This is a genomic window from Phormidium sp. CCY1219 (assembly GCF_055795085.1).
This window is the reverse complement of record NZ_JAYFEQ010000724.1, coordinates 47,316-71,680: the sequence shown is the minus strand read 5'-3', so window position 1 is coordinate 71,680 and position 24,365 is coordinate 47,316. Positions and strand designations below refer to the sequence as shown.

Here is a 24,365-nt window from a genome sequence, read left to right as displayed (position 1 = left end):
TTCATTTCAGCTAAAACTGCTCCTAAAATTTTGAGGATGAATCACTGATGCTTTTCTTGTAGCAAACCGCCATACTGCCATAGCCAAAGTTATGCAGTAACGGTCGATCGCGATATGTATCTATAGCAATCTGAACCGACTGCAATGGCGGAATATATTGTGTTAGGTAAGGAAAAATAAGTGGCCCTGCTTCAAACTTCTCAATTTGGAAACCAACACTTTCTATTTGCTGACGCATGACCCAAGGGAAGCGCCAAATATGGGGTAACTCGTTATTTCCTGCATATCCTTCATCGGGACCTTCTTTTCCTGATAACCAAGCAACAATTGTTTTACTCAAGCCAATGGGCATTGCCATGAGCGATCGCCTGCCTAATTTCCAATAGCGATCGCCACCCAGCAGTACCCAACAAGCCGGATTTAAGCAAGTAGGCATGGCAATCAGCGCCACACTCCGGGTTACACGGTACAACTCGCGCAATCCCTGATGCAAATCGGGTAAATGTTCGAGTACGTGGGAACTAATTACTACATCAAAGCTATTGTCTGAAAAGGGGATATTTTCCGCGTCTCCTTGCAAAAACTTAGGGTTAACATTCCACTGATAAGCTAAACGACCAGCCGCCTCGATATTGGGTGCAGATAAATCAACTCCAACCACATCAATCCCTTGCTGTGCGATTAAGCAACTGAGTACGCCTTCTCCACAACCGGCATCAAGTACCTGCATCCCTTTTTTGAGATAAGGTAAAAATTGGTCATAAATTTGGCGGTGAGTATAGCTTCGCAGCCAGTAAGGCGAATTGTATCTTTTATCAAAAATGCGATCGGGATAAGTTTCGTAGAAGTTTTTGACTTTTGCGCTCATTTTAACTCTCCAGGAACAGCAGTAGCGTTTTTCCACTTGTAAAGAAGATAAATGGTGGCAAATAAATGCCCTCCCAACCCACCAGTAATCAGCCATACCCATGCCAAACCAACATATCCGCCTAAAGGAATTGCCATCGCAAATCCTGCTAAAGTAAGTATCACAACTAAGGCGGAGTTACTCGCCCAAAATTTCATTTCACCGGTGGCCATAAACACTGGTTTTAGCCAAAAGAAGGTTAGCCAAATCGCGGCACCTAAAAATAAAAGCTGGATAGCTTGAGTAGCCGGTTGGTATTCATTCCCAAAAAATATGGTTAATCCCCTAGGTAGGATTAGGGTGAAAGCCAAAACAGTCAATCCCAAGGGTATTCCTATCTGAAAGGCTAGTTTTTTAACTTTATTTTGAATAGCAGATATCTTGCCTAAGCCGGAAAGTCTTGATAATTCTGGATAGGTGACAGATTGTAATGGTCCGACAAAGTAGCTAACGATGCTGCTTAATTTTTTGGCTAGTTGATAGTAGCCAACTTCTAAGGGACTGCGAAAGTAGCCTAATAATAAAGTATCGATTTGCTTGGGAATAGTTCCTATCAGAGCTGTGATATTGTTGTAGAACAAAAATTTGAATATTTCTTGACTCTGTTGTTTGAGATGTTGTAATTTTCCTTGAGTCAGGAATGCCCCCCAGTGGCGATAAATCATTAACCACCCGATCGCCCCTTTAACTAATCCCATTACTGCCATAGCAATGGTATTTCCCCAAACAACGCCTGCCACTTGCCAACCAGCGCTCGCTAACCCCAAAACTAACATCACGCGCAAAAATGTGGTGAAAGTTTCTATCCAGGCAATCAAAGGAAATTTTCCCAATGTCACCAAAACTGCACGAGAAGTACCGACTAATCCTCGGGGAATAAATGCCGCTGCATAGATGACAATGAGTCCCACTGCTTCTGGACGATGAGCAATGGCTTCAGACGCCCAAGTCGCGGTGAATAATATGGTTAAAAAAGCTATACAGGCAATTCCCAAATCAATTAGATATCCTAATTTGCACATCGCCAGCACCCGATCGCGATCGCCTTGAGCATGAAATTCGCTTAGGTATTTGACAGATGCCTCAGAGGATCTCGCATCAAAAAATGTAAATACCAAACCCGGATAGGTCATCACTAATGCCGTTACTCCATAAAGTTCTGGCCCTAGCCATCGGGCAATCAAAATTCCCTGAGCAAAACTTAACCCCGCTCCTACAAAGTTGGCGATCGTCAACACTCCCACATTTCGCACAAATTTGCGTCCAATTACTTTGGCGTAGAAGTTTGCACAGATTGCTCTGAGTGAGAACCAGAGTTTTCTCATTCGTTTGATTGTCCTGGTTTCCGCGTTACTAGCCGATAAGCAAAAGCAGCGGGTCGGTTGTGATTTTGTGTAAATCGCCGATCTAACCAATTGCATCCTGCTTTAATCAGTTGCTCTATAAGTTGAAATCCGAGTCGCTTTGCAGCCTCGGTAACGGCTGAACCAACAACGGTAAACACCCATAAGGGACTATCAAACGAAATTATTTCAAACTCATTGAGCAAATGCTGCAATCCTAATGGGCTATATCGCCAATAATCATCCCCATGAAAAGGATGCATCCAAGGAACCCAAATAATAAATAATCCTCCCGGTTTTAAAATTCGATACACTTCTTTCACTGATTGAAACGGATCCAAAAAATGCTCCAAAGTATCCTTACTTATCACTAAATCAAAGCTGGCATTTTCAAATGGCATGGCATGAGCGTCGCCGACTATTGTCGGTTCTCCATTGTCAAACTTTCGAGTATCAAGGTTGATATAAGAATAACCTAATTTTTCTAAGGGTTCTCGAAGTTTGCCTCTACCGCCTCCTAAGTCTAGCGCATCTCCCTTACCGGAAGGAATTACTTCTAAAATTAACGAATTATCTGTAGTCATACATCTTTAACGATAGTTGTAAGTTTCCTTTCCAGCAATGTTGCACAATCGTCTACCATTTTCTGTAAGCTAAATTCTTCCATAGTCCGTTTTGCTCCTTCAGCAAGCTGCTGTCTTTGGGAAGTGGATTCAATTAATTCGGCCACAATTTTTCCAAAAATTTGATAGCTTTTCGGGTCGGTTAACCGTCCGTTTTCCCCATCCCTGACTAATTCTGGGGTTCCGCCAACGGCTGTTGCCACTACGGGCAATCCGACACTCATGGCTTCGAGTACCACATGGGGCAAGCCTTCGTAAGTGGAATAAAGGACAAATAAATCCGACGCAGCCATGAAGCCCAGCATTTCTGTTTGACTGCGTTGTCCGGCAAAGTACACCCGATCGCCCATCTCCAAATTTTCCACCAAGCGTTCTAAACCTCCGCGTTCTGGCCCATCTCCAATGACAACCAATCCGACTTGCTTCAACGGTGCGATCGCTTCAACAATTTTATCCACCTGTTTCCAGGGAACCAGTCGCCCCACCGTCACCACCTTAATCGGTGTAGTCAATGGCAGGTTACCGGGGTGAATTTCTGGAAATTGCTTTACCGCATTATAGATAACAGAAATCCTGTCTTTATCCACCCCCCACCCAGCAACCCAGCGAGCCAAGTAGCAACTCGGAACGATAATGCGATCGGCTTGTCGGACACTCCAAGAGCGCATCCACTTGAGTGTTTCTACCTTCAGGTTATATCTGTGTTGTTGAAACTCCTCAAAATTGTCCTGCACCCAACCTCGATTGGTCGCTCGTTCCCACGCCGGATCGCCAACCACCTTCATCACCAACGGTTTGTGCAATCCCCAATTTGCCACTGCGGTTTCCCAAAATATCCCATTGGCATAGATGACATCTACATCCGCTCCATAATGCCGAATCTGCTGGATATACTCCCAAGGTCGTCGCCACAGGGGCACCCGGCGATTCATCCGCACCACTGGAAAGGGATACTCGCGCTCATCGTGAGAAAGATTCTCCGGTTCGCTGGTGGTCAAAACCCGCACTTCGTGACCGCGTTGCATCAATCCTTTGGCGATCTGCGGCACGTAGGTAGCTGGACCGCCAATATCTGGAGGAAAGATGCCGGTGATTAGCAAGAGCTTCATGCGATAACCACCGTGTTTTGAGTCTGAAAACTCTCGATCGCATCCTCCAAAATCTCATCCAGCGATCGCGTCGGTTTCCAGCCAAGATACTGCTCAATTTTGCTAATATCCGGGAAGCGTCGCTGCATATCTTCAAACCCAGGGGCATACGCTTGCCCATAGGGAATCACTTCGATTTCAGACCGCCGGTCATCTCCTTGAGTTCCCACGCGATCGATAATTTGCTGGGCTAAATCCAGAATCGAAATCTCCTGTTGTGACCCCACATTAAACACTTCCCCGATCGCCTCGGGAGACTCCGCTAAGCCAATCAGCGCCCGTACTGCATCCTCTACGTGCAAGAAACAGCGAGATTGTTGTCCGTCTCCATAAACCGTCAGGGGTTCTCCCCGCAGTGCCTGCTGCACGAAGCGCGGAATCACCATCCCATAGCGCCCGGTTTGTCGCGGTCCGACGGTATTAAACAGACGGGCGATCGCGACTGGCAATCCTTTCTCGTGATAGTACGCCAACGCTAAAAACTCATCCACCATCTTCGACGCGGCATATCCCCAACGGTTGCGACTGGTTGGCCCGAGGACTACATCATCGTCTTCGCGAAACGGAATGCTGTGTCCTTTCCCATATACCTCTGAGGTGGAGGCAATTACCACCTTCGCTTGATAACGATGGGCGGTTTCTAGCACTTTTTCCGTCCCCATAATATTGGTCTGAATGGTGTGAACCGGATTTTCCACTACCAGCTTCACCCCCACTGCGGCAGCTAAATGAACGATAACATCCGCTTCTGATGCCAATCGGTCTAAGACCATTTCGTTTGCGATATCGGAATACGCAAAGTGAAAATCCGGGCGATCGAGTAAATGTCGAATATTCTCTAGGCTGCCGGTGGATAAATTATCGATAACCAGCACCCGACAGCCTTTAGCCAAGAGGGCTTCCGCTAGGTGAGAGCCGATAAAGCCCGCGCCGCCGGTGATTAAATAAGTGGGGTTTCGCTGTTTATAGTCATTTAAACTCATCGGAGTACCATCTCTTTTCTATTTCATCAGAGCAATTTGTCGCACCCGATTGATTCTAACCCTGCGGTTAGGCTTCTCTAAAACTGACATAAAATTCGGCAATTTTTGTGACAAATCGTGCTTATAAACTGCAAGATATGCAGTTTGTTGTGCGCGATTCCTTTATAGTACAGTCTTGACTCTTCGTTTCTGGAAAGGTTCCGAGCAGCCTCAGAAAATTTTAGGGAGACTCCATCGGTAAAAAGACTCCTTAATATAAAGGCTCCCATACGGCTTTTGACTACCTCAATTATCGTATGGTACAGCTTTGACTTTGAGTTTCCGGAAAGGTTCCGATAAAAATTCCTTACCTCGACATTTACGGTGTCAAGCATTCACTTAAAAAGTAAAAATATGGTAACTTTCCGGTCAGAATAGCATAGAAAATGCTTTTCGTCTATTAGCCTTTAGGCAAGTTAACCAAACATCACCGACGATTACTGTTAAGTTTTGTGAATTTTTCATGTAAACTCAAAACAAATATTTTTTTGTCATGGAAGTAATGTATGCCAGCCTCTTACCTGCCTGCACAACCCCTGATTTATTTTCAGAAGAGCTACAAAAAAGTAACAAGTTTAACAAAAACAGTTCGGTAAATTACTCATTACTTTTTTCTCTATACAAGTAAATTTATAATGGTAAACTAACGATGCCATTGGGGATATTTTACTCTAAGATTGAGAAAATATATGGGTATAAGTTTTTCCAATAGCAGCATGGAGAAGTCTGGATAAAAATTGCATTTGATTTGCCTGTTTTGTGAGGGTGAAAGGAGCCATAACGAAACATTTTCCCGATAGTTACCCTCTATTAGAGTATGAGTGGTTAGCCGAGCCACCCGAGAGGAAGAAGGAGATCGGGGAAGACATCGTAATCATTTATTTTTTCCTTTTCAATTTATCGGCATGTTTATCTCTGATTAACAGAAATACTGAGATTATGCGACTTGTACTTGCTACGGCTACCCTATTTACCGTTGCTTTTCTAGCAACATCAATGTCGAACACCGAAAGTGCGGATCGCGCCAATGCGAACCTCGCGGTGAGTCCGACCACTGATGATGAGATGGCTGCGGCACCAGATGAGGAGGATCCGGCGTTAATGGCATCATCTGCAACCCAGGTGTCCTCGCCTGAGCCAGAGAATGCCACGGATCTCGCTTCGTCTGTCGCTGCTGCAACAAATAAACAGACGGCTCAGCAAATGCTTGCCGAGTCGCTTCGTCGAGACCTAGATAGCGTTCGAGAGATTCGCTTACAAGGCGAAAGCCGTTCTCCGGTGTTCATTCCAGAGTTTAGCGCCGCTTCTCCTTGGGCGAACGTGGCACCTCCGGAAACCCTGGGTGCCGAGCCATTGCAGGAGAGTGGTGCCTTGGCTCGAAATTCGCCGGTATCTAGAGCAACGGTGGCGATGCGAGACCGAGGCGTTTCCCCCAGAGCTGCCGCACCAGCCGTAACGAATTCCGTACCTGAAATCATGGAACGGCCTGGGGTGAAAGTCGAGCGGGTTAGATCGGGGGATGCTAGAGATTTGCTGCGAGTTCCGCAACGTCGCGCGAATCCCGCACCGGCGATCGCTGCCGTTCCGGATAACCAGAATTGGGTTCAGCCTGCCGCCTCCACGCGGGTTGCGGTAAGACCGAGCGATCGCACCCGGGTATTGCCGGTTCCGGAGCGTCCGCCGAGTTCCTTACCCACCCTTTCATCGGGACAATCGATTCCGGTGCCGACGCCGCAACCTGCCCCAGTGAGCGATCGCGCCAGACAAGGCAGTGCTAAAGACCTTTTACCCATCGCCCAACCCGAATCCAGATCCGATTCATCGGCGATCGCTGCCGTACAATCTACTCCCGATTACTCAGAAACCATAGCACAAACTCGCACCGATATCTACCGTCCCGATCCACAAGCCGTTCAAGTTTTTGAACAAGAAGTGCAAGAACTGCAAGAAAATGCCGTGGTTGAGGATATTATTGAAGCCTCACCGTCGCTCACCATTGTCAATCCCACGGGATATGGTGCCGATCGCAACACCGGCTATCTTTCTGCCACCTATCAACAACGGGTGCGAAACACCGAGTCCGATGATGCAGCCTTTGCCCTGGGGTTTGGATTTGGTGATGCTCGGGAAACCGTTGGGGTGGAACTGAGCTACACCTTTGCCAGCTTGGGAACGCGGCGAGACTTTGGCACCGGTGGATTCAACGTCAAGGTGCATCGCCAATTTCCCGATGATTGGTCTGTGGCGGCGGGATGGAATGGTTTTGTCAGTATAGGCGACGATCTGGATGGATTTGAAGATTCGGTCTATGGCGTCGTTAGCAAAGTGATTCGCACCCAAGAATCCATTAGTTCCCCCTTTAGTCGAGTTGCACTGAGTGCTGGAGTTGGAAATGGGCAATTCCGCACTGCAGATGCACTGGAAGATGATGAGGACGGAATCGGGGTTTTTGGCAGTGTTGCCGTGCGGGTGGCTAAACCCGTCAGCGTCATTGCCGAATGGACGGGTCAAGATTTAGCGGTGGGGGCTTCGATCGCCCCGTTTAAAAATGTTCCATTTGTGATTACACCAGCCGTGCGCGATATTACCGGGACAGGGGATGGAGCGCGGTTTGTATTGGGTGCTGGGTTGGGTTTTCGCTTTTAAGGAGAAAACATAGGAGAACAGATGACGATGAAACTTTACAGAAAGTGGGCGCTGGGTTGTTCTGCGATCGCAGCCGCTATGTGCCTGGTCACTGCTAGAGCGGTTTTTCCCCAGTCCGATGTGACCGGCACCAATACCTGGAACGATACGACTCCTATCTTTGAAATCGAGAGCCAACTCGATCCGGAAACCCTCGCGCAAGCCCGAGAATTTTCACAAGCCTTAAATGACGCTTATGCAGCTTGTGTTGCTTCGGTGGAAGAGGTCTCTACTCTTCCCCGACGGTTTACGAGACAGCCAAGGGAAGAAGAGGGCGTCTGTATTAGCGCCGAGTGCGTTGAATACAATCGCTTGCTTGAAGAAGCGAAAACTTTCTTGAGTCGTCTCGATATTCCCGAAGAAGAACGACTCAGAGCAATTCAAAATTTACGGACTTGGTAACCAAAAGGAAGTGTAACATCATGCAATGTCACCTTGGGTTGAAACGCACCATAAGCCGAGTTGCGATCGCCTCGGTTGCTGCGATTTGCTCGTTCAACACTCTTTCTGCTCCTGCATTCGCTGAAGATAGATTTAACAATAATAGCATCCTGTTTGAACTCGATACCATTATTGAATTTGAATTTCTCGAATCCAACGGTGCCTATCAGTCCACCTTTGGAGTGGTTAATTTAGAAACCGGGGAAAAAACGCCCCTGCTGGTGGAAGTTAGACCCTCCGATCGCATACAGAGTGTGGAGCGCCCATCTAACTACCAGGATGACGCAGGTCAAGCCAACCCCGATGACTTTAAAGGCACTCCCGGAAATGCCGTTCCCCAGCCCTTAGTCGCTTTTGAATTTAAGGCCAATACCCCCTATGCATTTTACCTGGAATCTTCCTTAAACGGTCGCCCGGTGGGTATTCTTTACTCCATCAATCGGGAAAATCCGGGTGGAAACCAGCAAATCAGATTTCAGGGGAACTTTACCGACTTGGGAGACGGTGGAGTGCTCCTGCGTTGGGACGATACCGGCTCGGCATTAGTCAGAAGTGATTTACAAGACGTTGATTTTGATGATTTTATTATCGGTGTAGGCGGTTATTTAGACTGTCCGTTTTAGCTAATTAAATCTGAGCCTTTTTGAGTAGGGTGGGCAGTGCCCACCCTACTCAAATTCACCGCCCCAGTCCACTTACATTGAAGTTCTATTGATTTCGTTTAAATTCACCCTTTTACCTTGCAATATTGACCCCGTAGCCCTAGTTAACACTGACGCTTGAATTATGGATACAGAAGCGAATTCTCAACCTTTACTCCCTCAGTGGAACGGCCACCCGTCTCCCTCACAATCGCCGATGTCTGGGATGATGTTGCCGCCCCTGAATGAAGATGTGGATGCGTTAAATCTTCATCATTTGCTGTCTGTGGCGCGTCGTCGGTTCTTTTTGCTGGCGGGCGTCAGTATCGCTGTTGCTTGTGGCGTTGTGATGAAGGTTTTGACCCAAACTCCGATTTATGAGGGACACTTCCGTCTGTTAGTGGAGCCAATCAAGGGACAAGAAAAATTCGATAAAATCAATCAAACTTTAGCCATATCTGGGCAACCTGGGGAAAGCCTGGATTACGAAACCCAGATTCAGGTTCTCTCTAGCGAGCCAGCGATCGATGCAATCCTGCCCAACATTCAAGCTCGCTATCCGGAGGTTAACTCAGAAACCATTGCCAGTCAAGTCAAAATTCAACGATTGCGCGATACAAAAATTTTAGACATTCGCTATCAAGATACGGATCCAGAAAAACTAAACTTTATATTAAAAAAATTGGCAGATGGATACATAAGCTATTCCGAAATAGAGCAGCAAACAAGCTTGCGGCAGGGCTTAGAATTTGTTGACGAACAGTTGCCTTTGTTGCAACAGCGAGTTGACGCCTTGCAAGAATATTTAGAAGAATTTCGGCAACATTATAATCTCATCGACCCGGAACAGCGCGGCCAGATTTTATCGCAACAAATCGGAAGTCTGGTGAACGAACGACAGCAAACCGAATCGCAAATCGTGCAAACGCAAGCCTTGTATGGAAAATTGCAAGGACAGTTGGGGTTAGAGGTGGAGCAAGCGATGTTAGCGGCGTCTCTGAGCGAAGCACCTCGCTATCAAGCATTGCTCAACCAGTTACAAGAAATTGAAGGAAAAATTGCCCGGGAGTCCACGCGGTTTACGGGGCGCAGTCCAGCGGTACAAGCTTTGATCGCTCAGCGGAATAATTTATTACCGTTATTGCAGGAAGAAGCATTATTGATTTTAGGCCGCAATGCTTCTCGAGTGCGCGGAGATATTCGTGCCATCTCTTCGCCGAATTCGATTCGCCTGGATCTGACTAATCAGCTTATGGAAGCTGTGAACCAGATGGAAGTGCTTCGGGCGAGACAATGGGCGATCGCGCAAGCGGAAAAGCTGATGCGCCAGCAAATGCAAGAACAAGCCACCCTGATGCGGCAGTACACGGATTTACAACGGGAACTGCAAGTGGCTACCGAGAGTTTAAATCGCTTTCTGGCAGTGCGCGAAAACCTGCAAATCGAAGCGGCGCAAAATGCCATGCCTTGGCAACTGATTTCCGCACCGGAAGTCCCGGAAAATCCGATTTCGCCTAACGTGCCGCGCAGCATACTCCTCGGCGCGATCGCTGGCATCCTTGCCGGCATCGGTGCTGCTTTATTAGCCGAAAAACTTGACACCAAATTTCACTCTCCCGAGGACATCAAAGACACGATGGGCGTTCCGCTGTTGGGCGTTATTCCTTTTCAAAAAGAACTCAAAGACCGATCGCGAGGCGAAATCTCCGACGGCGAACCGTTACTTCCCTCTACTGGCGGCTATCTCTTTTCTCGGTTTTTGGAGGCATTCCGATCGCTCCATGCTGACCTCTATTTTATGAGTCCGGATAAGCCCCTGAAATCGGTGGCTATCAGTTCTGCACTGCCAGCAGAAGGGAAGAGTACGATCTCGATGAATCTCGCCCAAGCTGCTTCGTCAATGGGCAATCGGGTCTTATTAGTGGATGGAGATTTGCGCCGTCCGCAAATTCATCACCAGATGGATTTGCCCAATGTGTGGGGACTGAGCAATTTGATTTCTACCGATTCGCTCAATTCTAATGACATTATTCAGCGATCGCCCCATGACCCCAACTTGCATGTTTTAACCGCCGGCCAAGTGCCGCCAGATCCGGCGCGACTGCTCTCGTCCCAACGGATGAAACAATTAATTCAAGAATTCCAAAGCGAATTCGATTTGGTGATTTTCGATACCCCACCATTGGGAGTGATTGCCGATGCCAAATTTATCGCGGCTCATACCGATGGATTGGTCATGGTAGTCGGCATCGGACAAAGCGATCGCGGGCTTTTGCGCGAGGTTTTCGAGGGCTTAAAAATGTCTCGCACTTCCGTACTCGGCATTGTCACTAATGGGGTTAAACGACATATGCCAACCTCCTACAACTACTACGATCGCTATTACCTTTCCGAGGATCGGGAAGTCCAACGCCAGTAAGCAGCACTTTGCAATTTGCTCAAAATAATCGGCAACGCCTCTCTCTGGAAAAAACCAACCTAGAGACGAGAAATTTCTGCATAATACCCTTTTTCTCAAACCTCGCTCGCGATCCACCGCCTGTAGGGATATGGCATGCCATATCCCTACATTTCATCTGCATCCTTCCTACATGAAAAACGCTATAGCCTCATTTTTACCTCCCTTCCACAGCACAGCAGTGCGTGGCAATCCCGTTGATTCACCCGGTGAAATACCCGGAATATTTGTGGGGGGAAACTTAATCGGTGGCGCAAGTTATAGACATTATGCGCCACAAATAAAACATCCTAGTTCACCCGCTCCGTCAACAGGTTTGCAGCGGAAAGGAATCGAGCAAAATTCAAGTGAATTGCTGGTGCATGACCTGCCATTTTAGAAGCTACCAATCAGATGAGTGCAAATATATTTATCTAGGTAAAATAATCAATTTTCGCCATTAAACTTAGAGTAAAAACGCAATTAACAAAAGTGTAGACAACCCAAAATTAAACCAAATAGTCTTAAATTTATGAATTGTATAAGTGCCGGATAATATGTCGAAGCAATTAGTCGTTATTTCTTGTCTAAAAACATCCAATAGTTTTAGGAATCAAAAGCCGATTCTAATAAATATTAAAAACGCCTAAAATTTAGGTTACGCAAAAAGTATTTACAGATATGTCTTAAGCTTTCTTAGCGGGGTATCGAAGTAAGCAGGGGGATAAATTATTTTGCACATTTATTGGGGGGAGGCGGAGGGGTGGGACGTTCCCAGGCAGGAGCCTGGGAACGAGTTAAACGAGTTAAGCCTGGGAACGAGTTAAAGGAGTTAACGAGTTAAAACCTGCAAATTATTTTGCATAAGTGCTTAGCATCTGATGATGCCGATGAAACCATTTTTTTTAATGGCGATGCGTCTTCAAATTGCCCTGGCATATTTGTAGGAGAACGTGGCGTTAGACACTGAAGAAGAGGGGGAGTAAAAAATTTGGGGCGATCGCGTTCCTCGGGGACAAACATCGAGTAAAATGGTCCTGCATCCGGCACTTACACCTTCTGTTAACACCCATGCATTCTGATTATCTCGAACGAATCCTCAATGCCCGCGTGTACGATGTTGCCCAAGAAACGCCCCTAGAGTTTGCCCCCAACCTCTCGGCGCGACTGAACAACCAACTCTTGCTAAAGCGAGAGGATATGCAGTCCGTTTTTTCCTTCAAGCTGCGCGGCGCGTACAACAAAATGGCGCAATTGCCACCGGAACAGCTTGCCGTGGGCGTCATTGCTGCCTCGGCGGGGAACCACGCCCAAGGGGTTGCTCTGGGGGCCTCGCGCCTGGGAACCCGGGCCATTATCGTCATGCCGGTCACCACGCCCCAAGTGAAGGTGGATGCGGTGAGGTCCCGAGGCGGGGAGGTGGTGTTGCATGGGGAGACCTTCGATGATGCCTATGGTTACGCGCGTCAACTGGAGGCGGAAAAAGGCTTAACCTTTATTCATCCCTTTGACGATCCAGACGTGATTGCCGGACAGGGAACCATCGGCATGGAAATCCTGCGGCAATACCAAAAACCGATTCATGCGATTTTTGTGGCGATCGGTGGTGGCGGTTTGATTGCCGGCATTGCGGCATATGTGAAACGCTTGCGCCCGGAAATCAAAATTATTGGGGTCGAACCGGTGGATGCGAATGCCATGTATCAATCCCTGCACGCCGGAGAGCGGGTGCGCTTATCCCAAGTGGGGTTATTTGCCGATGGGGTAGCGGTGCGCCAAGTGGGAGAAGAAACGTTCCGGGTCTGTCAGGAGTACCTGGATGATGTGATTTTAGTGGGAACGGACGACACCTGCGCGGCGATTAAAGACGTGTTTGAGGATACGCGATCGATTCTCGAACCGGCAGGGGCCTTGGCGATCGCCGGTGCGAAAGCTTACGTGGAACGGGAACAAATCCAGGACGAAACCTTAGTTGCGGTTGCCTGCGGCGCGAACATGAATTTCGATCGCCTGCGCTTTGTGGCAGAACGCGCCGAACTGGGGGAACGCCGGGAAGCGATTTTTGCCGTCACCATTCCGGAAGAACCGGGGAGTCTGCGCAAGTTTTGCGATACAATGGGCACCCGAAACCTCACAGAATTTAACTACCGGATTGCCGATCGCCAGGTGGCTCACATTTTTGTCGGCATGCAAATCCAAAATCGCGCCGATGCGGTGCAGATGGTGGAAACCTTTGAAGCTCATGGGTTCGAGACGGTTGACTTAACCGATGACGAACTGACTAAATTGCACCTGCGCCACATGGTGGGCGGACATTCTCCCCTGGCACACCACGAACTGCTCTATCGGTTCGAGTTCCCCGAACGGCCCGGGGCTTTGATGAAGTTCGTCAATTCCATGAGTCGCAACTGGAATATCAGTTTGTTCCATTACCGCAATAATGGATCCGACTATGGGCGCATTGTGGTGGGCATGCAGGTTCCACCGGCGGAAATGGACGAGTGGCAGAAGTTTCTCGATACCCTGGGCTATCGCTATTGGGATGAAAATGACAATCCGGCGTATCAGTTGTTTTTGGGATAAGGGAGGTGGCTGACGCCTAACGTTTCTTTCCCGGGTTCCTCAACCTTCAGACGGCGCAGCCCCACGATTGGATGAGTCAGTCCCTTTCTGCAAAGCTAATTTGACTGATTTTGCGAAAATATTGCTCATAGCGGGGTACAATACATTCCGTTTGTCGCCTAGATTTGGCGCTTTCACCTGACCCATTGAATTTTCTGATGCAATCATGCAAGTTATCCCTATGCTCCGACTCTATGCCCTGGACAAACCCCTTGGTTTGAGATTCGCCTCCCGTTGGGAATTGGCGATCGCCCTGGAAGCTTTGCTGAGTCACATACCGGGCTGCAAATTCTTTGGGGTCATCGGTGAAAGGTGAAATTTTGGCTTTAAAATCAGGTAGAATTGTAAGTTTCGTGCAATCAAACACTGTTCTCAATCAACCGACGGTAACAGCCTCATCCACCCGGACCGCAGAGTTACCCTTTACCCTGCAAGACCTCAAAACGGCAATTCCTGCTTTTTGTTTTGAACCCTCGGTGGGAAAGTCTCTGTTTTATTTTGTTCTCGATGTTTCGATTATCGCGGGTTTGTACGCGATCGCCGCTACCCTCGATTCTTGGCTTTTTTTCCCCATTTTCTGGGTGATGCAAGGCACCATGTTTTGGGCGTTGTTTGTGGTGGGGCATGACTGCGGTCATGGATCCTTTTCCAAAATCAAATGGCTGAATAATCTCATTGGGCACCTGTCCCATACGCCGATTCTCGTGCCTTTCCACGGTTGGCGTATCAGTCACCGCACTCATCATGCCAATACGGGCAACCTGGATACGGATGAAAGCTGGTATCCGGTGTCGGAAACCAAATACAACGAGATGAGGTGGTATGAAAAGCTGGTGCGCTTTTATTTACCGTTGCTGGCGTATCCCATCTATCTATTTAAGCGATCGCCCGATCGCGACGGTTCCCACTTTCTGCCCAATAGCCCCCTATTCCGTCCCTCGGAAAAATGGGATGTGGTAACCAGTTCTGCCCTTTGGCTGCTGATGGTTGGCTTTTTGGGTTTCCTGACTTATCAGTTTGGTTGGCTGTTTCTAGTCAAATACTACCTGGTTCCTTATCTTATCTTTGTGATGTGGTTGGATTTAGTCACCTTCTTGCATCACACCGAAGCGGATATCCCCTGGTATCGCGGAAAAGATTGGTATTTCCTGAAAGGCGCATTGTCCACTATCGATCGCGATTACGGGTTTATCAATCCGATTCATCACGATATTGGCACCCATGTGGCCCATCACATTTTTTCTACCATCCCCCACTACCATCTAAAAACCGCAACTGAAGCGATTAAACCGGTATTGGGTGATTATTATCGCCAGTCTAGCGAACCGATTTGGAAGAGCTTTATTCGCTCTTATTTCTCTTGCCATTTCGTCAGCGATCGCGGTTCCCAGGTTTACTATCAATCTGGTTGGAAGCGCTCTAATTAATTCGCTTTTTCCCCTTTTAATTGCCCGGTGCAAACCGGGCACTCTACCGACAAAGCCCGCCCGCGCGGGCTATTTTTTTGCCGATGTAATTTATATATTGCATAAACCCCGCGATCGACACCGCATCAGCCATGAAAGCTAGAGGCGGATGATGGAAGATATCCAGGTCTTCACAAGGAGTTTCTCGCGCCTCTGAGAGATTCCGAGATGACACCCCGCATCGGGTCGAGGGGCTGTTTTTCGCGTTACCCAAACAGGGCGATCGCATTTTCCTCCCCAACTTCCCCACCAATTGCAATTGTCAATTGTCAATTTCAGGACTTACGCACCACCTTCACGGGTAGGGTGGGCAAGGAGTTGCCCACCCTACGGCTCAAAATTACTCAATTCTTAATTTTCAATACTCAATGCAGTTAGGGGTCAAAGACTAGAAAGTGCAGCCGACGAGCCATAACTCTAGCCGCGCGCTTCTAGTCTGTGACCCCTAACAAAGCGATGGAACTGCGGTTAGTTCCAAATTAGCAAGGTGCAATTATTTTTTGCGAGGCACCAGAGCTTCGTAGTTCATGTTGAACGTAGAGACTCTTGGCGGTGGATTGCCTTGAGCGTTATTCAGAGAGCGCGCCATACCCAGATAGCCGGCGGGGTCGCCTTCGCGAAGCCGCTTGTCTTGGGGAATAAAGCGGCGCACTTGATTTTGCCAGACAACTTGGGGGAAGCCCAACTGACTGCGGTGGTACGCACCATAGCGGGGAGTTTTCAGGTTAAAAGGAGTATCGCCTTTAGCCTGCTGGGGAAGGATGCGACGGCGCTGATAGGGCACCGTATCGTAGCCGAAGTTGTCCAGATACTCTTCGCTATCGAGCACAGCATCGATAAAACCTTCCACGCCTTTAGTCGCGATGACAATCGACCAAGCGATTTTTTCCCGTTCGTTGTAAATATCGCGGCCCAAAATCCGCTGCACGCAGATTTCAGCAAAGCGATAGTTGCTGTTGGTTTCGTAATTGAGGGTCAAAAACGCCGGCGAAGTTGCCAAAGCGCGGATGAAATCGCGGACGGTGATTTGACCGTACCGCAGTTGGGACTCAGCGAAAGTTTGACGATTGCTCTTCAGGATTTGGTGTTCGCTGAACACTTGACGATAGCTGGCCCAAATCAACTCATCCATCTCAGTGGGAGAGGGTAAGTTTTCGGTGGAATAGACCTTGGGTTGTTCTTCGCTACCGACTTCGTATCCAGCAACGCGCTCGTTTTGGCTCTTTGGAGCGTACTGTAACAAAGGTATTGCCACGTCAGAATCTCCGTAATGTCAAATTCTAATTATCTGCGTTCGGCACAGAAGAGAAGCACCGGGGGTCCAACGTAACGGATCCGTACAGAGGGATGGGACTCCGAAAGTACGCGATCGCCGATCGTTGGCGGAGGATGCTTGCTCGCCGAGCGCCGATTTAATAAATAGACATCATTCAGATTACGGGATTACGGTAATCTGCGTCTAAATTTTCTCACCGAACGCAACAATCTGTAACATTTCGAGAAAAAAAGTATTATTCGCGACCCATCCAGAAGGCCAAAGAGTCAGCGGTGGAGCCACAGTGAGGCCAATTTCGCAAAGTAGCCTCCATTGTTTGGGGATCCATCCCCTCCACCACCGGGGGTGGGAGGCCCAAGCCCAAACACAGATGAGTCAGAACCTCGAAAAAGGGGCGATCGTGTCCGGGAGACTTCAAATGGGCGTGGGCATATTCATGCACCACGATGCTCAACCAGTCGGCGGGTGCAGTGCGACCCACATCAATCAGAATCACCACCGGATCCAAGAGAATATTGCAAAGGGCATCGATGCCAAATTCCGGGGCGATGGGGGCGGCAAAAATTTCGATCGCCCGCCTGTCTTGGGTGGGAAAGCACTGATGACAGGCGCAGAGACACTCCGCCAGTTCTTGGTTGAGGGCGTCAATATGTTCGCCGATCCAGGTACAGATGCGGATCCGATCGATGATGTCCTCCCCGCCGGCGATCGCATCCGAGGTCAGGGCTTTTTGACGCAACCCATTCAAATACTCCGATCCGCGCACGAACGGATCGCTCATCGGGTCTGGAAGTTGCGACGCCGGTGGGCGATCGCTCCGGGAGTGACTCCCCGGGGAAAGCACCGGGGAGAGACCTTCACTCGAGGACTTCGGCGGTTCCCCGGGACTCCCTTCCCGGTGTGGATCACCAGCCGAAGGCGGAATGGAACTGTGGGGGGGTTGTGGCATTCTCCGTGGATTCTGCTTTGCGATCGCTATGGCTGGCTGAATCTGGGGCGGCATGGATCCGGCTTTCGCTACAGAAAGAAGCGGTACTAAACCCGCCAAAGCGCGTTACCGTACTCGTCCGCAGACGCAGATCCGGACTGGCAAACCAAAAGCGCTCGATAACGCTCATGGTTTCGTATTCCGTAATCAAAACCAGCCCGTTTTCATCATCGATATGATACTGACCCGCCACCGGGACAATTTCTGCATAACCGCGTTCCCGCAATAGTTTGCCCATTGAGGGATTGTTCGGTTCTGGTACCAAGGCAAACACCGTGGATCCTTCGTGATTTTCATCCTCGCGGTCCCACGCCATCGACCCGGCCCAGGTGACATAGGCTCCCCCTACCGCCGTCCTTGGATCCACCTGATGCATTTCGCAGATCTCTATGACTTTGGGGTGATTTTGCTCCAGGGTTTCCACTTGGATTTGCGAATCCCCCATCTCCGCCCGTCTAAAGGCAAGATGGTGGGTCGTGCGCTGCGATCGCCAAGTTCCAGCACTTTGGCGAAAAAACTCCATTGCATCCATGAAAGTTATCTCCGTTGGGTGATGCTTCGCGGCTGTTTCCCTTTTATGATAAGGCTTACAGGGCTTTAAACCATTTTTTTTTTCAAGATTTTTGCCAAACTGTACATCATGGACAGTTTGTCAAGGGTTTGTTACGATAATTTACAAACCAAGGAATCAAACCCGACACTACCCACGTCTGGGTGAATAATTCAATCATTGAAAAACAGGAGGACAATTCTCATGGAGATGCCCACAGGTTTGAGCATGGAACAAGAATTCAAACTGCAAGTGTTGCGCGAACAAGTCGCTACCCTCACTCGGGAACAGGCGCAAGAGTATTTACTCGAAGTGTTGCGGCAAAATATGGTCAAAGACAATTTGTTCAAGTACCTACTGAAAAAGTCGGCGTAGGGAGGCGGCGAATGCAATTGCGATCGTCATCAAACCTATCGCGTAAAAGCAAATCGGGTGAGTTGCACCCTCGAGTTGCAAAGAATATTCTGGCGATCGCTGTTTCCCCCATCCCACTCAACTGTGTTTTTCGTTACTAATTGAATCGGGAGGTGAGTCCAACTCAATTCACACTCTTTCCCCCCATCGTTCGCTTCCTCGCAGAATTCCTTAACCAAAACGACCGCGAATATATTGTCGCGTTAAAGATTGAGCCGGATTCAAGAAAATCATCGGCGTTTCATCGTACTCCACAAGATAGCCGACTCTTCTGTGATTTTCACTGAATTCTACATTAAAAAAAGCCGTCATATCCGACAGGCGCGACGCCTGCTGCATGTTGTGCGTGACGAGCACGATGGTGTAATGTTGCTTGAGTTCTTGCAGGATTTCTTCCAGGGTCAGAGTGGATATGGGATCTAGGGCAGAACAGGGTTCGTCCATCAAAATCGCTTCTGGTTGCACGGCTAACGTGCGGGCAATGCACAACCGCTGCTGCTGACCCCGAGACAAAATCAAAGCACTTTTGCGGAGTCGATTTTTCACTTCTTTCCACAGATCCACTTGGATGAGCGATCGCTCCACTAACTCATCGAGATTCTTTTTTAATCCGATGCTTTTCGGACCAAATGCAATATTTTCGTAAATCGACATGGGCAAGGGATTTGGTTTTTGAAACACCATGCCGATCCGACGCCGGATTGCCACCGGATCCACACCAGAATCGTAGAGATTTTGCTGGTAATAGGAAACACTTCCTTTCAGACGAAAGTTTTCGATGCGATCGTTGAGTCGATTAAAGCAGCGAAGTAACGTACTTTTACCGCAACCACTCGGGCCAATAAAAGCGGTAATGTTGTTTTTGGGTATTTCTAAATTAATGTTACGCAGGGCGAGAGCATCTCCGTAATAAACATTTAAGTTTTTTGTCTGCAAAACGCTCTCGGTTTTTTTGACGGTGGGAATGCGATCGGGCATAGAAATCATCATCGATCCTAGGAATTTATAGTGGATCTCGCGGGTGAGTGGGCGACAAAAACACGCTCGGGGTACAGAGAGTTTGGCACAGGGTCGATGGCGGAAACGCGCCGATGATGGCGCAGGGGTATGAGAGCGATCGCGAGCATTTCACGAGGGAGTCTCAATTTAACCTGTGCTTAACCCGGCCATAAAATGGCACGCGCTGCTGTAGTTAGTATTACCGTAGTGCGAGAAATCTCTACCGTCTTTCCCTCAAAATTGGGTTAATTTTTAATACAGTAATTTTTCAGTTTGTCAATAAATATTGCAAAATATTGCGTTAGTTGCGCCAGAGTGCATAAGAATTGAGAATTGAGAATTGAGAGAACTGGCTGAAGGTTGGCGGTGTGAAGGTCAGCAGAAGGTTCAGGGGGAAGAATTGAGGAATTTTCCTTGACAAAAGAGAGGAGTTGTGGTATGTCAGGGAGGATTTGAAGGGAGGAAGTGGGAGCGGATCCGGTGGCATGAGGGGAAGGGTACGGCTTTGGCGTGGTAAAATGCCTAAACTTCACGAACACAGAACTCAAAGGGCTGAAAGTGGTTCAAGCACCCAGATCGACAACCTCAACTCCGTCAACCCCACGGTGGACTGGAAGCGCCGCCGTGCATCCAGGGGAGTCAACCCAGCAACTTCGCGAGTCTCTAGACCAGTTAGCCAAGCGGATTATAGCAGGCGATCGCCTAGAGCGAGAAGAAGCCCTCGCCCTCACCGAAATTGAAGGCGAAGAAAACATCATGCTGCTGTGCGAAGCCGCCGATCGCGTTCGACAAGCCTGCTGTGGCAACACCGTAGACCTGTGCAGCATCGTCAACGTCAAATCGGGCAATTGTTCGGAAAACTGTAGCTTTTGCTCCCAGTCAGTACATCATCCCGGGCAAGATTCGCCGATTTACGGTCTCAAATCCACCGAAGAAATTCTCGAACAAGCCAAATCCGCCGAAGCTGCAGGGGCGCGTCGGTTTTGCTTAGTCTCCCAAGGACGCGGACCGAAATACAGCAGTCCGAAATCCCAGGAATTCGAGGGCATTTTAGAAACCGTGCGGCGCATCATTGCCGAAACCAATATCAAACCCTGCTGTGCCTTGGGAGAAGTGAGTCCAGAACAAGCTCAAGCCCTGGCTGAAGCAGGAGTGACGCGCTATAACCATAATTTAGAGGCATCGGAAAACTTTTATCCCGAAATCGTCACCACCCATACCTGGAGCGATCGCGTGGAGACGGTGCAAAATCTAAAAGCTGCCGGGATCCAAGCTTGTACCGGGGGAATTATCGGGATGGGCGAAAGTTGGTCCGACCGAGTAGACTTAGCCTTAGCGCTCCGAGAGCTAGAAGTGGAATCGGTGCCGTTAAACCTGCTCAATCCCCGCCAGGGAACTCCCCTGGGCGATCGCACCCGGTTGGACGCCTATGAAGCGCTCAAGGCGATCGCGATTTTCCGCCTGATTCTCCCCACCCAAATCATCCGCTATGCTGGCGGACGAGAATCCGTCATGGGAGAACTGCAAGCCCTCGGACTGAAAGCGGGTATTAACGCTATGCTCATCGGGCACTACCTGACCACCCTCGGTCAACCGCCAGAAAAAGACCATGAAATGCTCGCGGAACTCGGACTCGAAGGTGGCGAAGCGCCGGTACCGGGCATTGAGAAGTGAGCGATCGCAAATTGAAACGCGATCGGCACTGAAATTGTGCCGTTCAATTTTGGATTTTCATCCGGAATCCGGTTGAGATAGTCTGACAAAACCCCCTACCCGACAAGGGTGGAGGTGAACAACTGTCGCCCGCCTGCGCGGGCTAATTTGAAAAAATACTTTTGTCAGCCGGATTGGCGATCGCCTCTCGATTCTACTAACGTCTTTATCCTTCAACTTTTTGTGTCCACCGTGTTTGCTCCACTGGAAATCATGTGGGCTTTAATTGGCTTAATTCTGACAATTGGCGGCACCTTTCTGGAAGCCTCAATTGCCAGTCCCTCCTGGAATGTATTGCAGGAGGGAATTCCCATATACTCTCTCGGTGTCACCTATCAAGTGGGAGCTGTACTTCTCGTGGGCTGTCTCGGGGGAAAAAATGCCGGCGCACTGTCCCAAATTGCCTATTTGGTTTTGGGGTTACTGTGGTTGCCGGTTTTTACCCACGGCGGTGGACTTGACTATATAAAACAGCCTACGTTTGGTTATTTACTCGGTTTTATTCCCGGGGCGTGGGTATGTGGATGGCTGGCGTTTAAACTCCCACCGCGCTTAGAATTTCTTGCTGCAAGCAGTTTGTTGGGTTTGCTGTGCGTTCACGCCATCGGGCTGTTGTTTTTGGTGGTGATTGTTCACGCCAATCAAAATGCCCTCGCCAATGCGGCGATCGCCTATTCGGTTTATCCGTTACCCGGTCAATTAGCAGTGGTTTGCGCCGTCAGCGTGGTGGCATTTATCCTGCGAACCATTATGTTTTATTGAAGCGTCAACAGTTCGTGCCAGCTAGGGCGAATTCTCCAGGGGAAATGCCTCCCCTTGCCATTTGCAATCAGTCACCAAACGAGCGATCGCTCACCCCCTGCCATGAAGTATGCCATGAAGTTGAAAAAAAATCGCATTTTCTGGATTATTGCTGCTGTTAGTGTGGTATTAGACCAGCTTACCAAATTTTGGGTTTTGCAAAATTTTGAACTCGACGAATCTTGGCCATTATGGGAAGGGGTTTTTCACTTTACCTACGTGACGAATACTGGTGCGGCATTTAGTTTATTTAGTAACAATGGCGGATGGTTGCGCTGGTTATCGTTAGTGGTGAGTCTGGGGTTGATGGCATTGGCGTGGTTTAGTCCGCGATTGAACAAGTGGGAACAAATGGGATATGGGTTGATTTTAGGCGGGGCGATCGGCAATGGTATCGATCGCTTTTTTTTGGGGCATGTCACCGATTTCCTCCATTTTACCTTAATTAATTTTCCGGTCTTCAATATTGCTGATGTGTCTATTAATATCGGCATTGTTTGTCTGCTCATCGTCGCCTTGAAAACCCCCCCGCAACAAAGCAAGGGAAAAGCCCGAAAATAGGGGGTAAAGTTGAAGTGGAAGGATAAAGAATAAAGGAGAAACAATAGAGAAATTTTTCCTTGAAACTTTATCCTTTTGCCTTTTTCATCACCCCTCACCTGCGGGTTTTGGCAAGACAACCCTGACGGTGGTGTAGGAAACACTCGGATCGCTGTAGATGGTTAATGTGCCGCCGTGTAATTCGGCGATTCGTTTGGCGATCGCCAATCCCAAACCGGATCCTTGTTGTTCGTGCAGTTTGCGCTCGAATTGCATATATGCGCCGACCTGGGCAATTTGTTCTGCACTCATCCCGCGCCCTTTGTCGCTGACGGAGAAAATCGCGCGATCGCCCTCGGATTTGAACGCCACTTCCACCGGGGTTCCCGCCGCCGAAAACTTCAACGCATTATCCACCAGTTCTCGCACTAACTTTTGCAATTTTATTGCGGATATTGCCACGGTGGTATTGTGCAGTTTCAGTTGCAAATCTGCTTGGCGATCGGCTTTTAGAGCTTGGTACATGATGCAATCGGCTAAAGCTGCATCGGCGGAATGAATCTGCTCATTTCGCAGGGCTTGAACTTGCTGCGGATCTGAAGCAATTAAATCCAGTTGCGCGCAGAGCAAAAAATTTTCGATTTGCCGCGATAACCGTTTTCCCGCATGATTGATGCTTTCTCCCATCTGTTGGATTTCTTCCGGGTGAAATTGGGAAGTTCCATTCATTAAGACTTCAGAAAAACCCAGAATAGAGTTGAGAGGTGTCCGCAGTTCGTGAGGCAGAGATTGGGCGATGTTGGCGCGTAAATTTGCCAGTCTGGCTTCGCTTTGGCGAGCGATCGCGGCTTGTTTGTCCAACCGCGCGGCGATCGCTGCCAGCATTTCTTCCGGTTGGCAAGGCTTCGTCAAATAATCATCAGCGCCTCGGGTCATCCCTTGGCGCAAATCCACTTTTTCGGCTTTAGCCGTCAGAAAAATAAACGGGGTCGTCTCCATTTTCGGATCTTGACGCAAGGCCCTCAGCACCCCGTATCCATCCAGTTTCGGCATCATAATGTCGCAGAGAATTAAATCCGGTTTTTTCTGCCTTGCCAATTGCAGACCCACAATGCCATTGGTCGCACCAAAGGTTTCAAACCCCTCGGCTTCCAGCAGTTCTCGAATATTTTCCAAGATTCCTTCTTGGTCTTCGATGACTAAAATTTTGGTCACTGACCCTTCTCCTGTGTACGAGTATGATTCAATTTTAAGTTTGGGATTTCCCCGTTGAGAATCCATAGGTGTATCGAATTGTGTGGTCTCTCCAGAAGACCAAGGGCAGCCATTTCCCCTTTCGGAAAATAATTGAACCGGTGTGATAAATTTTTGACGCCGGAACCGGGAAGCGGCTTAGGGTTTAACCTTGGTTTCAGTGAATTGATATCTTAAAACAGCCGTTTGATTAAATTGAATCGGTTAAATTTCAATCGTTCTGTTGGCCGTAACGGTTGACTAAATTGTAGTTTTATGATAAACCAAGCCAATGGGTGGGTAAAAATGGGATCGCATAGGGAGTCGAGCCATCTGTGGCGCAGCAAGCTATCATCATCAGAGAAGGGCATGTCTGCGAAGCAGCGGCGATGATGCAGGGCGTTTGCGTCTGGAAAAACGAGCCGATCCGTTGTAGTGATGCCCACGGTCGGCGTTCACTGGGGGTAAACCCCAGGCGTGCCTGTTGTGAATTTGGTTATTGTTGCTTTTTCGAGA

21 protein-coding genes are annotated in these 24,365 nt (G+C 48.7%); 11 read left to right on the top strand and 10 right to left on the bottom strand.

Translation table 11 applies throughout. The features are described 5' to 3' along the window. Positions 1 to 22: 22 nt before the first annotated feature. From AC0QH1_RS21840 to AC0QH1_RS21820, 5 genes are read right to left on the bottom strand one after another with little or no spacing between them, the layout of a single operon-like run. The gene (locus AC0QH1_RS21840; protein ID WP_324633442.1) at positions 23 to 868 is read right to left on the bottom strand and encodes a class I SAM-dependent methyltransferase; all 846 of its coding nucleotides are present in this window, start codon (positions 866 to 868) and stop codon (positions 23 to 25) included. Continuing rightward, entirely contained in the window at positions 865 to 2,232 is a 1,368-nt protein-coding gene (locus tag AC0QH1_RS21835; protein WP_324633441.1) for a lipopolysaccharide biosynthesis protein, read from the bottom strand. The genes AC0QH1_RS21840 and AC0QH1_RS21835 overlap by 4 nt, the downstream gene beginning before the upstream one ends. Continuing rightward, positions 2,229 to 2,834: a class I SAM-dependent methyltransferase gene (locus tag AC0QH1_RS21830; protein WP_324633440.1), complete on the bottom strand. Its 606-nt coding sequence runs from the start codon at positions 2,832 to 2,834 to the stop codon at positions 2,229 to 2,231. Before AC0QH1_RS21830 ends, AC0QH1_RS21835 begins: the two co-directional genes overlap by 4 nt. Then, positions 2,831 to 3,982: a glycosyltransferase family 4 protein gene (locus tag AC0QH1_RS21825; RefSeq protein WP_324633439.1), complete on the bottom strand. Its 1,152-nt coding sequence runs from the start codon at positions 3,980 to 3,982 to the stop codon at positions 2,831 to 2,833. The genes AC0QH1_RS21830 and AC0QH1_RS21825 overlap by 4 nt, the downstream gene beginning before the upstream one ends. Further along, positions 3,979 to 5,004, bottom strand: a complete 1,026-nt coding sequence (locus tag AC0QH1_RS21820; protein ID WP_324633438.1) for a GDP-mannose 4,6-dehydratase — start codon at positions 5,002 to 5,004, stop codon at positions 3,979 to 3,981. The genes AC0QH1_RS21825 and AC0QH1_RS21820 overlap by 4 nt, the downstream gene beginning before the upstream one ends. A gap of 978 nt (positions 5,005 to 5,982) precedes the next feature. Between AC0QH1_RS21820 and AC0QH1_RS21815 the strand changes: the two genes are divergently transcribed. The 7 genes from AC0QH1_RS21815 (at position 5,983) to AC0QH1_RS21785 (ending at position 15,296) form a co-directional block, all read left to right on the top strand. Then, on the top strand, positions 5,983 to 7,689 hold the full coding sequence (locus AC0QH1_RS21815; RefSeq protein WP_324633437.1) for a hypothetical protein: 1,707 nt from the start codon (positions 5,983 to 5,985) through the stop codon (positions 7,687 to 7,689). A gap of 27 nt (positions 7,690 to 7,716) precedes the next feature. Next, positions 7,717 to 8,130, top strand: coding sequence for a hypothetical protein (locus AC0QH1_RS21810; protein ID WP_324633436.1), 414 nt, complete (start codon positions 7,717 to 7,719; stop codon positions 8,128 to 8,130). A gap of 20 nt (positions 8,131 to 8,150) precedes the next feature. Beyond that, entirely contained in the window at positions 8,151 to 8,792 is a 642-nt protein-coding gene (locus AC0QH1_RS21805; protein ID WP_324633435.1) for a hypothetical protein, read from the top strand. Positions 8,793 to 8,955: 163 nt separating this feature from the next. Beyond that, positions 8,956 to 11,229: a GumC family protein gene (locus AC0QH1_RS21800; protein WP_324633434.1), complete on the top strand. Its 2,274-nt coding sequence runs from the start codon at positions 8,956 to 8,958 to the stop codon at positions 11,227 to 11,229. Positions 11,230 to 12,318: 1,089 nt separating this feature from the next. Beyond that, complete coding sequence (ilvA, locus tag AC0QH1_RS21795) at positions 12,319 to 13,830, top strand: threonine ammonia-lyase, biosynthetic (protein WP_324633433.1); 1,512 nt, start codon at positions 12,319 to 12,321, stop codon at positions 13,828 to 13,830. A gap of 205 nt (positions 13,831 to 14,035) precedes the next feature. Further along, the gene (locus AC0QH1_RS21790; protein WP_324633432.1) at positions 14,036 to 14,185 is read left to right on the top strand and encodes a hypothetical protein; all 150 of its coding nucleotides are present in this window, start codon (positions 14,036 to 14,038) and stop codon (positions 14,183 to 14,185) included. A gap of 37 nt (positions 14,186 to 14,222) precedes the next feature. After that, the gene (locus AC0QH1_RS21785) at positions 14,223 to 15,296 is read left to right on the top strand and encodes a fatty acid desaturase (RefSeq protein ID WP_324633431.1); all 1,074 of its coding nucleotides are present in this window, start codon (positions 14,223 to 14,225) and stop codon (positions 15,294 to 15,296) included. Positions 15,297 to 15,828: 532 nt separating this feature from the next. On the opposite strand, the gene AC0QH1_RS21780 is transcribed toward AC0QH1_RS21785, so the two are convergent. The 3 genes from AC0QH1_RS21780 to AC0QH1_RS21770 all read right to left on the bottom strand — a co-directional run bounded on the left by AC0QH1_RS21780 (position 15,829) and on the right by AC0QH1_RS21770 (position 18,131). Further along, the gene (locus AC0QH1_RS21780) at positions 15,829 to 16,590 is read right to left on the bottom strand and encodes a phycobilisome rod-core linker polypeptide (RefSeq protein ID WP_324633430.1); all 762 of its coding nucleotides are present in this window, start codon (positions 16,588 to 16,590) and stop codon (positions 15,829 to 15,831) included. 256 nt (positions 16,591 to 16,846) lie between these two features. Further along, the gene (locus AC0QH1_RS21775; RefSeq protein ID WP_324633429.1) at positions 16,847 to 17,560 is read right to left on the bottom strand and encodes a hypothetical protein; all 714 of its coding nucleotides are present in this window, start codon (positions 17,558 to 17,560) and stop codon (positions 16,847 to 16,849) included. Continuing rightward, complete coding sequence (locus AC0QH1_RS21770) at positions 17,517 to 18,131, bottom strand: phycobiliprotein lyase (protein WP_324633428.1); 615 nt, start codon at positions 18,129 to 18,131, stop codon at positions 17,517 to 17,519. The genes AC0QH1_RS21775 and AC0QH1_RS21770 overlap by 44 nt, the downstream gene beginning before the upstream one ends. Positions 18,132 to 18,353: 222 nt before the next feature. Here AC0QH1_RS21770 and AC0QH1_RS21765 point away from each other — a divergent pair, with 222 nt between their 5' ends. Next, on the top strand, positions 18,354 to 18,524 hold the full coding sequence (locus tag AC0QH1_RS21765) for an NblA/ycf18 family protein (RefSeq protein WP_324633427.1): 171 nt from the start codon (positions 18,354 to 18,356) through the stop codon (positions 18,522 to 18,524). Positions 18,525 to 18,734: 210 nt separating this feature from the next. Here AC0QH1_RS21765 and pstB read toward each other — a convergent pair whose 3' ends face one another. After that, positions 18,735 to 19,550 carry a phosphate ABC transporter ATP-binding protein PstB gene (pstB, locus tag AC0QH1_RS21760; RefSeq protein ID WP_442957353.1) on the bottom strand — a complete coding sequence of 272 codons (816 nt, stop codon included), beginning with the start codon at positions 19,548 to 19,550 and terminating at the stop codon, positions 18,735 to 18,737. 636 nt (positions 19,551 to 20,186) lie between these two features. Between pstB and bioB the strand changes: the two genes are divergently transcribed. The 3 genes from bioB (at position 20,187) to lspA (ending at position 22,637) form a co-directional block, all read left to right on the top strand. Next, positions 20,187 to 21,236: a biotin synthase BioB gene (bioB, locus tag AC0QH1_RS21755; RefSeq protein ID WP_324633425.1), complete on the top strand. Its 1,050-nt coding sequence runs from the start codon at positions 20,187 to 20,189 to the stop codon at positions 21,234 to 21,236. A gap of 231 nt (positions 21,237 to 21,467) precedes the next feature. After that, positions 21,468 to 22,037: a biotin transporter BioY gene (locus tag AC0QH1_RS21750; RefSeq protein ID WP_324633482.1), complete on the top strand. Its 570-nt coding sequence runs from the start codon at positions 21,468 to 21,470 to the stop codon at positions 22,035 to 22,037. A 114-nt stretch (positions 22,038 to 22,151) separates the two neighbouring features. Continuing rightward, positions 22,152 to 22,637 (top strand): signal peptidase II, encoded by a 486-nt coding sequence (lspA, locus tag AC0QH1_RS21745; RefSeq protein ID WP_324633481.1) that lies wholly within the window; start codon positions 22,152 to 22,154, stop codon positions 22,635 to 22,637. A gap of 87 nt (positions 22,638 to 22,724) precedes the next feature. On the opposite strand, the gene AC0QH1_RS21740 is transcribed toward lspA, so the two are convergent. Beyond that, positions 22,725 to 23,831 (bottom strand): hybrid sensor histidine kinase/response regulator, encoded by a 1,107-nt coding sequence (locus tag AC0QH1_RS21740; protein WP_324633424.1) that lies wholly within the window; start codon positions 23,829 to 23,831, stop codon positions 22,725 to 22,727. Positions 23,832 to 24,365 lie beyond the last annotated feature (534 nt).